This window comes from Paenibacillus pedocola (assembly GCF_031599675.1).
GTDB lineage: Bacteria > Bacillota > Bacilli > Paenibacillales > Paenibacillaceae > Paenibacillus_AQ > Paenibacillus_AQ pedocola.
In genome coordinates, this window is sequence record NZ_CP134223.1 from 5,861,236 (window position 1) to 5,874,431 (window position 13,196).

Annotated in this window: 9 protein-coding genes; all 9 read right to left on the reverse strand. The window is 34.5% G+C overall.

The window, feature by feature from the left end; genetic code table 11:
• Positions 1-6 precede the first annotated feature (6 nt).
• Positions 7-1,029 (reverse strand): dTDP-glucose 4,6-dehydratase, encoded by a 1,023-nt coding sequence (gene rfbB / locus QU597_RS26125; protein ID WP_310830417.1) that lies wholly within the window; start codon positions 1,027-1,029, stop codon positions 7-9.
• 146 nt (positions 1,030-1,175) lie between these two features.
• Complete coding sequence (locus tag QU597_RS26130) at positions 1,176-2,156, reverse strand: glycosyltransferase family 2 protein (RefSeq protein ID WP_310830418.1); 981 nt, start codon at positions 2,154-2,156, stop codon at positions 1,176-1,178.
• 186 nt (positions 2,157-2,342) lie between these two features.
• Entirely contained in the window at positions 2,343-3,260 is a 918-nt protein-coding gene (locus QU597_RS26135; RefSeq protein WP_310830419.1) for a glycosyltransferase family 2 protein, read from the reverse strand.
• 168 nt (positions 3,261-3,428) lie between these two features.
• The gene (locus tag QU597_RS26140; protein ID WP_310830420.1) at positions 3,429-6,821 is read right to left on the reverse strand and encodes an acyltransferase family protein; all 3,393 of its coding nucleotides are present in this window, start codon (positions 6,819-6,821) and stop codon (positions 3,429-3,431) included.
• 12 nt (positions 6,822-6,833) lie between these two features.
• Positions 6,834-7,880: a glycosyltransferase family 2 protein gene (locus QU597_RS26145; protein WP_310830421.1), complete on the reverse strand. Its 1,047-nt coding sequence runs from the start codon at positions 7,878-7,880 to the stop codon at positions 6,834-6,836.
• Positions 7,870-8,883: a glycosyltransferase family 2 protein gene (locus QU597_RS26150; protein ID WP_310830422.1), complete on the reverse strand. Its 1,014-nt coding sequence runs from the start codon at positions 8,881-8,883 to the stop codon at positions 7,870-7,872. The genes QU597_RS26145 and QU597_RS26150 overlap by 11 nt, the downstream gene beginning before the upstream one ends.
• A 17-nt stretch (positions 8,884-8,900) precedes the next feature.
• Positions 8,901-10,973, reverse strand: coding sequence for a methyltransferase (locus QU597_RS26155; RefSeq protein WP_310830423.1), 2,073 nt, complete (start codon positions 10,971-10,973; stop codon positions 8,901-8,903).
• Between the two features lie 51 nt (positions 10,974-11,024).
• Entirely contained in the window at positions 11,025-12,368 is a 1,344-nt protein-coding gene (locus QU597_RS26160) for an ABC transporter ATP-binding protein (protein WP_310830424.1), read from the reverse strand.
• Positions 12,358-13,155: an ABC transporter permease gene (locus QU597_RS26165; protein ID WP_310830425.1), complete on the reverse strand. Its 798-nt coding sequence runs from the start codon at positions 13,153-13,155 to the stop codon at positions 12,358-12,360. Before QU597_RS26165 ends, QU597_RS26160 begins: the two co-directional genes overlap by 11 nt.
• Positions 13,156-13,196: the final 41 nt, after the last annotated feature.

The window sequence follows — 13,196 nt, forward strand, 5'->3', positions numbered from 1 at the left end:
TAGACATTACAGCGAATCCCCCAAGCGGCTGCCGTATTGAAGCGCGGCATACTTCTGGTATTCTCCGGACTGGATACGGGTCCACCATTCCTTGTTATTCAGGTACCACTGAATCGTTTCTTTAATCCCTGTTTCAAACGTATGCTTCGGCTTCCAGCCCAGTTCGTTCGTGATCTTGGTTGGATCAATGCCGTAGCGGCGGTCATGACCAGGACGGTCCTGCACATAGGTAATCAGTGAATCTGGTTTACCCAGCTCCTGGAGCACTGTGTTCACAATATGCACGTTGGTGCGCTCGTTATTGCCGCCAATGTTATAGACTTCGCCGTTTACCCCTTCATGAATAACCAGATCAATTGCACTGCAGTGGTCTTCAACATACAGCCAGTCACGAATATTCATTCCATCGCCATACACCGGCAGCGCCTGATCCGCCAGCGCACGCGAGATCATCAGCGGAATCAGCTTCTCCGGGAATTGATACGGGCCATAGTTATTGGAGCAGCGCGTAATATTAACCGGCAAGCCAAAGGTTTCATGGTAAGCACGTACCAGCAAATCCCCGCCCGCTTTGCTCGCAGAATAAGGGCTGTTCGGAGTTAACGGCGTTTCTTCAGTAAAGAGACCTGTCGCACCCAGCGTTCCGTATACTTCATCCGTAGAAACCTGGACGAACTTCGTCACGCTGTATTTTTTCGCTGCATCCAAAAGCACCTGCGTACCCAGCACATTCGTCTTCACAAACACATCCGGCTCCAAAATACTCCGGTCCACATGCGATTCCGCCGCGAAATTGACCACTACGTTAACGCCCTGGCTGAACAGCGCATCCATCGCCTGCACATCCGTAATGTCTGCTTTGGCAAATGTATAATTCGGGTTACCTTCTACAGACTTCAAGTTCTCCAGGTTCCCCGCATACGTCAGCGCGTCCACGTTGACGATCTTGTACTCCGGATGCTGCTGCAGCATGTATATTACGAAGTTGCTGCCGATAAAGCCGGCCCCGCCGGTAACGAGCAGTTTCATTTGTTTAGCCCACCTTTTGTTTTAAATTCAAACCCATATCTGATTCCTCTATACTATGCCGAGTTCTTTGGTTGGGGAATAGTATTCGTCTACCTTAGCTAAACCATATCTTGATAGAGTATCTTTATATATAATAACTTATTGTCTTAAAGCAATATCAGTTCACTTTCTACTGTACTATCTGATACCACTTCCTCAATAGTATATAGAGGCCGATGCTTTACCTCATTATATATTTTACCTACATATTCACCTATCACACCTAAAGCTAACAACTGAACACTTCCGATAAACCACAATGAAGCCATAATAGAGGTCCAACCAGATACCGTAGCATTAAAGAGTTTGGAAAAGACTACATACAAGCCGACTATAACACTAAAGAGGACACCAACAATTCCGATAATTGTAACTAAACGAATAGGCCTAGTACTAAAAGATGTAATTCCATCCCATGCAAAAGCTAGCATTTTTTTTAAAGGGTACTTTGATTCTCCGGCAATCCGCTCTTTACGATCATATTCAACAGAAGTTGACTGGAATCCAATCAATGGAACTATCCCTCTTAAAAAAAGATTAGTTTCTTTATATTGGTTGAGCAAATCAAGCACTTTTTTACTTAATAATCTATAATCTGCGTGATTAAAAACAACAGGGACTCCCATTTTATTCATAAGTTTATAGAACGATTCTGCGCTCCAACGCTTAAACCATGTGTCTGTTGCCCGACTCTTACGGACGCCATAAACCACTTCATACCCTTCATGATACTTTATTATAAAGTCACGCACTGCCCAAATATCATCCTGCAGATCTGCATCCATAGAAATCACACAATCTGCATGATCTTTTGCATACATTAATCCTGATAAAAGTGCTTTTTGATGTCCGGCATTTTTTGCAAGCTTCAATCCAAAAATCATATGGTTATTATTATGGCTACTTTTTATAACATCCCATGTTTTATCTTTACTTCCATCATCAATAAATAAAATCCGACTACTGACTGAAATTAATTTCTCCTCAACTAAGCTATTCAATACTATACTCAACTGTTCGATAGTATATGGTAGAGCCTCTTCCTCGTTGTAGCAAGGTACCGTAATATATAAAGTTGGTAATGACATTTAAAATTCCCTCCGGATTACAATTATATCCCAATTTACACAATCAGCCCCAAAACAAATGTGTGTTTTCTCCTCTTGATTGCATGAATGTTTAGGGACAAGAATTAAAATAGTCTTGAAATTGACTGGTTTTAACTTGAAACCCCTCCTGAGATTGATCATTAATACTTGTAAATTCCTCAAATCTTAAACATAGTCAATTAATATGAGGAATTTAAATAATTGATTTTCCAAAAACGAATGACGATAAAGCTTTGATCTTTGAAGAAAGTGAAATTTATCTTTCATCGACTTTCGATCCTGGATAAACAGTTCCAATTGGTCGAATTTTTCAGCATCTAATAGATCCGCATAATGCCTATAAAACTCCATTGCTTGTTTTTTCAAAAGTTTATGACCTGAATGCTTTCGAAAGCTCCTCCATTTATCTCGCAACTTATGCAGAATAGTTCGATGACCACCAATAACGTTATTGTTATGCTGTCTATAGTATATCGTTGGCCGCTCGTCATAATATACTTTTCCAAATGCAGCTACACATAGATAGACCCACCAATCATGCATTTGAAGATTTTTAGGATTAGGCGTTTTTGATATAACTAAGTCTCTCGCTGTCTTATTAATAACCATGGTTGCACCTACAGCTATATTTTGAATTAAGGCATTATAGAAGTGTGGAGGCTTTTGCAGAGGAGCTGGCCATACTTTAATCGGGTTAAGATGTTCATCCGCTAACATTGTGGGTGAGAAACACATCCCTGCCGTATCACATAATTGCAAAACACGTACTGCTCTTTCAATCTTATCATGCATCCAAACATCATCTTGGTCACAGAAGCAAAAATATGACGCATCTAAGTCAACTAAATGTAGCAACTCAATAAAGCTTTGTACAACCCCTATATTACTACCTTTAATGAAGCGAATCTTGTCAGAATACATTTCCGCATATTTTTGAATAATAGGTACTGTGTTATCGCTTGAACCATCATCACGAATAAGGATGACTATATTATAGTAGGTTTGATGTAATATACTTTGTAGTTGTTCTTCAATGTATCTCTCACCATTAAATGTTGACATAAGAACTTGAACTTTATCCATTTGTCACCTACTTTTAAAGAATAGTAGAAGACTACCACTATCAGTTTGAAGAAATCTGCTGTGATGGTTTCTCAATAACATAACCAATGGTTTCCTCAAAAAAACGCCCATTCCATCTCCTTGAAATGGGCGTTGCCTACAGCAAAGTACAAACAACATTACTTCTGGTTAATTACTTTCAATTGAATTGATTAAAACAGAAAGTTCCCTAGTATCGCTGTTAATATTCAAATCAGCCGGAATCATCGTTTTAGCTGCCTTAAGAGTAACTTTAACCAATTTATCGACAGGAACTGTAATAGTAAATTTAAAATTCCCTTCTCTTACTAATTGTCTTTCCATTTCCACTCCATCAATCAGAACCGCAATTTCGTTTGACTCTACATAATTTGTCATGTAGCCATTAATGATAAGTGTACCTGATTGTCCCGTTAATAAATCCACACTCGCTTCTTTTCCCATCCATGTGCCAGTTCCATTTCTCTCTGGAGCATACCACCCCGTTTGATTAGCTCCTGTAGCCAATGTGTTTCCAAGCGTTTTATTAGTTAACTCGTAACTTTCATATTGGCCTGTGATTAATTTGATACTGTTCAGATCAATTGACTCTCCCTTGAGATCAAATATCAGTGTCCCAGGAAGTTTATCATTAGTAAATGCTTCTTCGCTTTTGACGTTAAATTGAAAAATATCGTTCGTAGATAAAGTATGCTGATCATTTAAAGTGATATTTCTCTCTTCACTTCCATTCATTCTCCCCTCAATGATATGTTGTTTCTGTTTACCACTGTAGATCACTAGGGCTTCATTACTTGTAATATCATTAGATTGAGCATTTTCATTTACTTTTCCAAATACGATATATCGTTCAACTCTGGAGTCAAGTTCGATTTCCTTTAAGTAGTATAAAGGAGGAGCATCAATAGTTGAAAAAGGCAACTCTTTTGTGAAGTGAACATTTTTTCCTAATTGTATCTTTGTATATTCATCCCAAAATGAATCGTGGATAGCCAAACTCATCTCCCATTGGAATATTGAAGGAGCATAAATCACCGCACCATCTTCAATATTATGGAATGCATCACTTTTAATAAATGAGTTTATATAGACTAATCTTTGTTCCAAATAATTTTGATGTTTAGTTATTATATTACTTTGAAAATTACTAAAAACGCATGCCAGAGCAATAATACTAGAACCTATAACTAATACAACTCTCTTATTCTTCTGAGAGGGTATTCTATGCAACAACCAAGTAAAAAACAAACAAAACAACAAAATACATGCAAATAATGAGAAGTATGAAGCGTTGACAGTAAGAAACGTACTTGTTTTTACTGCATTTTGATACAAAGGAGTCACTGCCAACAACGTACTCGGTAAAAATACATAAGCGGCAATTATACACATTAATGCAATCATTTTTTTAGAGGATAAACTTTCCTTGGAATCCTTCAACAACTTATAGAACACATAGAAAGATAATAGCCCCAAGATAATATTCTCAAGTGTAAATACCTGAGCAATCATATTTATTAATTTGTTATCGAAATGCTGATTACCATATAAACTAAATAATATATACCGATATTTAGCACTAAGGAATAATGTACCTGGTATAGCACTGAGACTTAAAACTAGGATAGCATATATACAGTCACGTATAGAAAAGCTAGCAATGTCAACAGTTGCACCTTGGTATCCTGCACCAAAAAGACTTCGCCAAATCAGATAAAATATTAAGTAAGCTAAAGTAGAGATGGCAATTGGTAGTACTTTGAAGAAGACCTTTTTCAATTTTTTCTCTTTACTGAGTGCTATTAACAAATATAAAGGAAAGAATATAATAAAGAGTTCGTAAGTAAAGAGACATAAAATGTATCCAATTGTACTAAAAATCACATGCTTAGCTTGTTTTTCCTCAATGTATATATAAAAGCTTCTCAATGATAAGAATAAAATGGTAATACTTAACCCATAAAATGTTGTATATGCATTCGGCATGGTTGGTTCCCAGGAAAAAGTTAAACTTACAAAATAAACAAAGCAAACCAACCCGCTCAGGATATTAGATTTTCTTATTTTGTTACACAGTAATACAAAAGACCAGACATTCGAGAGTAGTATCAATAAACTTAGTACACGAAAAACAAACACATTTTTAATCGAAAACATTATCAAAGCTACTACGTTCCCCAAAAAGTAAGCCCTACCTTGGCCTAGTGCAACATTCGAAATATACTCATAGATCGATCCTATACCTTTCTGGGAACTTATAAGTATTAAAAGCTCATCATTAACATTTATCCATGGTCTCATAAAGTAGCTCATCTTATATCCAATAATCACTAATATAAAAATATATAGTAGTGGTTTTTGCTTTAAATAAGGTATAACGACTGATATTTTATTATTTAGTGCTGTCTTCATCTTTCCCCCCTGAGCGGTAAGTGGTTTAAAGCAGAAGTCTAATAACAAGGAAATTTGCGCTTGAAATACCGTCTTTCTCCCAAGGATTAATGTGGATGATATTTTGTTTTTTTGTAATATAGCATCAGCAACCAAGCAGAATATAATGGTAAACACAAGAAGAAACAGTTCGTAATTGGGGTTTTTTCCAGGGATAAGTTGTTGGACTTGGGAGCGGTCAACGATATTAAGCATATAAAGAAGCCCAAAACAGATTCTAAAAGCCAAAAAGTGAAAGAGAGCAATCGTTAACGTTGTTTCACCCAATTTTGTGAATATTCTTTTTACTATATTTATGTTTATAAGTAGATAACTTATTATAATTGTAACTGCGATTCCATTAAAAGCCGAAATCAGATTAATTATAGGATTCCCAAAACTTCTACTAGGATAGTCTGTACCTCCCCAATTTATATTAGCAAAGTAATATAAGGGGTAAAGAAGTATTACTAATGCAGCTATTAGAATATCACTATTAATTCTCAAGTTTGTCTTGAATTTAGTTTCATTTAAAAGAAACCCGCACATAAAATAAAACTGAGCTATCAACACTAGATCGAACAATGTTCTTTGGAAAACAATACCATGTCTTACATACCAGTATCCAATAATAAAAAGTAGTATTGATGCAACAAATACTGCACTCTTTCTTTTATGAAAAACATCATATAAAGCTTTATGGAGTACTGAGCTCAAGAATAAAACAATAAAAAACCAGGATACTCCCGCTAAATCCGAAGTTATATTTAGAGCAAACAAGTTATAAATACTTCGTGTAAATTCCTCCGTACTCATCGGTTCGCTATAAAGCACCAACCCTAGTCCTAACAAATTCATTACCCATCTAAATAAGAAGAAAAGAATATTAATACAATATATCGGAATAATCAGTCTCAAAAACCTGTCTCTCGTAAAAGAGTAAAAGCCTTGGTTATTTAAATTAGTCGTTAATCCGGAGATAAAAAAAAAGGCAGGCATGTGGAATAAATATACGTATTTAACTAGAAATCCATTCTCATGCCCAATAACTACAAAGAGTATAATCAATCCCTTGAAAATATCTATCCAATCAATTCTTTTATTTACTTCCAAATGAGTACCCACCTATTTAAGCCCCTTCTTAACAATTTGCGCATTTACTTTTTCCGCTAAATTTACAAACTCAAAAAAAATAGAAGTGACTAAATAAAGCTTTCTTTTGAGCAACATTACACTTAACCGCTTAAATATTCTGTGCTTGCGATTATCCATTAACCCATTATCCACAACATATCTGTTTTGAAAAAAATCGCTAAAGCTACTATTAACTTTCCCCATAAATTCTTTCATCATAAAATATCTTCTAAAGAAGCTTTGATTCCTGATTGGATAAAGAGCAACCCCCAGAATTTGATGAATATATAAAGAACCTTTAATCTGTCTTTGGATATGAATCGGCAGTTCAGCAGCACGCTCTATTGCAATATTTGTTGTATCGATAATAACAAAACGTTTATTACTAAATTTCGAGTTTTGTATAGAGCCAGGACGCTGTACGTATTTATACATAGGTTTTTTCACTATTACATAACGATTAGCACGAGCCAGAATTAAAGGAGTAACTGCTACATCTTCATTGTTAAGACCTGTGGGATAGTCCAACCCCTCAAACAAACTTCTATGAATAATCTTATTCCAAGATGCAGCCACCAAAGGAGTGTCCATAATCTGAAAGAAGGCACTCCCTCTATTAGGGTTATAACAACAACTTATTACACTCGATCCGTCTACTTCATACTCGCAATTAATATCACAAACTCCTAACTGTGCACCAGTTTGTTTCATTTCATTTAGGATTTCGTTATACATATCCGGTTCTACGTAGTCATCTGAATCTAAGAATATTATGTATTCTCCTTCAGCATGATTGAGACCATAGTTTTTCGCATCAGACAATCCGCCATTGGTCTTATAAAAATATCGAACTTTATCTGGAAAATCCTCACAATATTTCAGAGCAATTTCTTCAGACTGATCTGGAGAACCATCATTTACAATAAGTATCTCCGAATTTCCAGGGAGTGCAGCCAGTGCGGAATCTAAACATCGTTTAAGATATCTCTCAGTATTATAAACAGGTATAATGACTGAAAGTGTTTTATTATAATCCAAATCTGATTCGCTCCCTTTCTCTTCTTTCAAGCACCTTTTGTTTAACTTCTTCTTTTAATGTGTAATGATTTAATGCATAATCCTGCACTCTGCATATTTCAGCAAACTCCAAATCTTTATGAATACTTAGAGTTACACTTTTCTCTTGCATTCTATGGTAATTTAACGATTCATCCAGATAGGCTACTTTACCCAATTCGAAAATCCTCATATAGGCATACCAATCTCCAGCTAATTTATAACCTTTAGATTCTTCTAGTATCTCATGGTAATCTCCATTTCTAAATACAACACTTGAGGCGTTGGCTATGGTGTTATTAATACATAGGGTAGTGGAAATCTCATCCGTTCCACTCAGAATATAACTTTTATCCCATTTACCGGTCTTATAAATATCTATCCAAGGTCGTAGATCTTTCATTAAGACTTGGTTATGCTCGTTCATTGTCAAAGACTCACAATAAGAAATTACTACATCCTCATCTTCAAACCCTTCCATCACGCTTTCCAGAAATCTGGGATGACAACTATCATCGGCCTCTGCAATCCATACATAATCCCCTGTAACATTTTTAAAACCGTACTGCCATTGAGCGAATACATTGCCGCTATTTTTTTCATTTATAACAAATTTGATATTTTGGGGATAACCCAATTTTTTCAAGTGGGTTTCTATTACTTCCACACTATTATCTCGAGAACAATCATCGATTATGATTAACTCATGAATTGGATAGGTTTGAAGCAACACCGAATCAATTCGTTCAACTATATATTCAGCATAATTATAGTTAGGAATTACCACTGAAACTTTTTTTGCATTTTCTTTTAGAACGTTTGATTTGTACGAATTTCCATAAATATCGATTAACCCTTCGCCAGTATACTCACGAAAAAAGTTACGTTTAACAAAATAACTCATACTTTTTTTCCTTTTATAAGGCACAGGCAACCAAATATAGATTCGCTTTGCTATCTTTCTAACCCCTTGTTTAATGTTCAAAATCATTACTCCTCAAATTAACTATTTTTTTTAAAATAGCTTTTCCAAGCTTTTCGTACTAACATATAGTTTTGCTGGATACCATTTTTATATAACTCTAGTTCGTCATTTCTATCTTGCAACAAGAACGTCTTATTACTGTATTCACTGATTATTGTATTCAGTCGAGCTATTTCACTTTCATAATCACTACATATCTGTTGCAAACGAGAATCCTCCTCGTTTTTACGTCTACCCATTTCCTTCTCGTAGTCTTCAACAATTGATTTGATTTGAACGTCCTTATTGATTAACTCATTTGAGTGTTCTTTATGAATTGTTTCTATTGCCTTTTCATAGTCTTCAACAATTGATTTAATTTGATCGTTTTTATTATTCAACTCATTCGAATGTTCCTTATGAATTCTTTCTATTTCTTTTTCATAATCATTACTAATTTTATCTATTTGGTCAGCATATGAATCTTCAATGCTTCTAGTATCATTAAAATGACTTCGTTTCTCCAGATATTCAACAATATGCATATCAAGAATTTGTTGCATTTTCATTTCATTAAATCCATTAAAATAATTGATTTTTTTCTCATCTATACTATATCTTGAGAAAAGCTCTTTCATGGGGATTATCGTTTCAATAAAACTGTTAAAACGATATAAACTAGTTATTGCCCTAAATAAAATAAACTCTGTTGGTACAACTTCAAACTTCCATTCCTGATCAAAAAAATAAAAGGCCTCTTCTTTTATAAAGCAATTCGAAAAAATTAAATCGATATAGCCTTCCATGAAAAAACTAAAAGAACTATTATCATCGACTTTGTTTGTTGAACATGTCAAAAGCATTTCCCAAAATTGATCAATTACTTCAATAGCTTCTTCCTTTTTTCTACTTTTAAACAATTCAAGAATTCTATCTTCAACAGTTTCATAGGGCATAAAATCACTCACTAATCGGTTATGAAGCAAGACTTCTTTGACCATGGGCATTCCTAATTTATTTAGCTGAAGATTATTATGCTCAATCCCCTCTAAATGCTTTAACGCCTTTTCATCACAAAATTTCTCTACTGTTTTATTATCAACTATTCTTGTATGAACTCTCAAATGTTCATACCTGTCATTGTTGAAAGTAACAAAAGAAACCTTTGAATCTTTGTCATCGTTAAAAGTCGCTTCAACAAAAAAAGAATTCGCCATTATAGGGAACGAATTGTTATCAACAATAGCATCAATCGCACTATGTTCACTTAAATAAAGATTTTCATTTCCAGCATAAAATGGTCTGTATCTCTTCGAGTTTTTGATAGTGGGCAAATAATCATCCGAAAATATAACCTGTGGAAGTTTATAATCTGGTAACGGATAATAAAACTGATTGCTCTTAAACCCCGAAGAAACTAGTAGCGTTTCAAGTTCATTTCGCCCAAAGGTTCTTACACCCATTGATGAAGGATATCCATTGATCCCATCATATCGTATATTAGTGTGATCCTCTTTAGCACCACACCAATATTTAAGCCCTAATCTATTCTCTATAGCTATTAAAAGTTTGCCATTTGGAGCAAGAAACTTACTGATTTTCTTCAAAAATTCGGTATACGGTTGTTCTCCGTGAGTAAATGACTCAGCATATTCCAACACACCAATTAAAGTAATATAATCATATTTATGTGGCAGCTCAATATCGTTTAAATTCCCCACGATTATCTCTAAATTATCTCTATTATAATTTCTAATCGCAATTGCTTCTGCTCTTCGTTTAGATAATTCTATCGCTGTCACATGACTTGCGCTATCACAGAGTGTACCCGTAATAGCCCCCATCCCTGCACCAATCTCCAATATCCTTGATCCTTGTTTAAAGGGATACCAATTGACAATATTTTTTCTAATATGAGATAAATGATAAATAATTGGCCAGCGTGTATCCTTTTGGAAAATGTTTTCTAGTATTGTTTCGTCACCTTGTGACTCTTTTAGATAATTAATAATTTCGTCTTCAATTTCTCCATCACTATAATTGTCTTTTCCATTATAGAACTCTAAATTCAATAATTTAGAATATGTTTGAAACTCGTCTCCAGCACTCATAATACTCACCCCATTACAAATTAAACTTAGTTATCTAATATCTAAAGCAGCTTAAATCAATTGTTCAATTTTCATTCCAAGATCTACAATACCAAACCCTAAAGAATCATGATGAAACTTCAAGTGTATAAGATCATATCTTCTATCCAACGGTGGGGCCTCTAATCCCGGAACATCTTCAGCTATTCCTAATGAAATAAAATAATCCCCTTCTACAAGTTGAGGAATAAAGGCAAACTGAACACAGCAAAAATTAGCCTCGTTTTGTGAAGAGACGTCAATCGAATCATCTCTAGAGTTATTTCCATAAACAGTAACCCCATCTACCGTCTTAATAGTTAACCCGTATATTGGAGAAGTCACATTATCATTGAACTTTACTTTCATGATTATTTGAAGTAATTCCGTCGAACTACAATCGACTGGATCTACCATGTCATTTGATAATACTAAATAATCTATAATTTCAGCTCTTTTATCTCCCCATCTAAATTCATTTTGGTTATAACTCCTTCTGTTTTCACAGTTTGGATCTAGATTCTCACTCGTAATAAATTCAATTGTTTCTTGAGAATATTTGTTTTGTATTTCCGCATCTAATTCTCTACTTTGAATTCTCGCATCTGGAGTTTCAACCGTATCATTCAGCTTTTTTTGTTTACCATAGATTAAATCTAAGTAAGTATTAACAACCTCTTTTGGAAGTCCCTCTTGAATTAATTCTCCTTGATTAATCAAATACGCATAGTCACAATGTCTTATTAGCAACTCGGTTGCATGTGTAACAAAGAGGATAGTTTTCCCTCGTTCCTGAAACTCCTTAAACTTACGAAAACACTTACTTTGAAAACGCACATCCCCTACAGCCAAAGCTTCATCAACAATAAGTATATCAGGATCTGTATGAACTGCAGTAGCGAATGCTAATCTAAGGAACATGCCACTTGAGTAGGTCTTAACCGGTTGATCAATAAAGTGACCTATTTCTGCAAACTGTTCTATATCACTAAATCTATCATTAATCTCTTCTTTAGTTAAACCTAATATTGTCGCATTCATATACACATTCTCTCTTCCGGTGAATTCCGGATTAAAACCAGAACCTAATTCCAATAACGCTGCAATTCTACCATTAACTTCAATTTTACCGCTAGTAGCCTTTAAAATACCTGTAATTATTTGTAGCAAAGTGCTTTTCCCGGAACCATTTTGCCCTATTAATCCAATAGTCTTCCCTTTTGGAATATTTATACTAATATTATTCAAGGCATTAACTTCATTAACTTTCTTCCAGTTTTTAAATAACGAAGAAACCATTCTATCAGCAGGACTATTGTATAAATAATACTTTTTACTTATATTTTTTATTTCTATTGCATTATTCTCAGATAACATCTGCAAAGGCTCCTTTCAACTTTGTAAAAAAGTAATACCCGCCAACAAAAACCACAAGTGATATAGAGGTCATATTGGCCCATTGCATCCAGTTTGGTATTTCGCCCCATAATACAACTTCTCTCATCTGCTGTATCACTATTCCAAGAGGATTAAAATTATAGATACCTTTCAAATATTCCGGAACATTTTCTACTGAATAAAAAACAGGCGATAGGAAAAGTACAATTTGAAGAATTAGAGTAACAATATAATTTGTGTCCTTAAAAAAGACGCCTAACGCAGCTAAAAACCAAGCCAGTCCCATTGACAATAAAATGATTGGGAATAAAACAACTGGAATTAGAAGAATAGTCCAAGATAAGGCTTGTCCCAAAAAAATGTTCATTATCATCAGTACAATTAAACTTATAAGCCCATTAAATAAAGCTGTTAACATTAAAACAACAACCAGTATTTCAAGCGGAAAAATTATTTTTTTCACATAATTAACATTCGATTGGATAATCGTAGCTGACCGACTCAAAACTTCTGAAAATAAGTTATATACAATCATCCCGGTAAAAAGTGTTAATCCAAAAATAAACGTACTTTCATTTTCTGTGTTTCCCCATTTAGACTTAAATATCTCACCGAATACAATAGTATAGATAATCAGCATAATTAAGGGATTAAGAACTGCCCAAATCTTTCCCAAGAAAGAACCTCTATATTTAACCAATATATCCCTTTTTGTCAGTTGCATTATTAAATTTTTATTTTTTAAAATTGATGAAAAAACAGACATTACTTTCTCTCTCCTTAATTTATAGATGAAATAGACTTTAG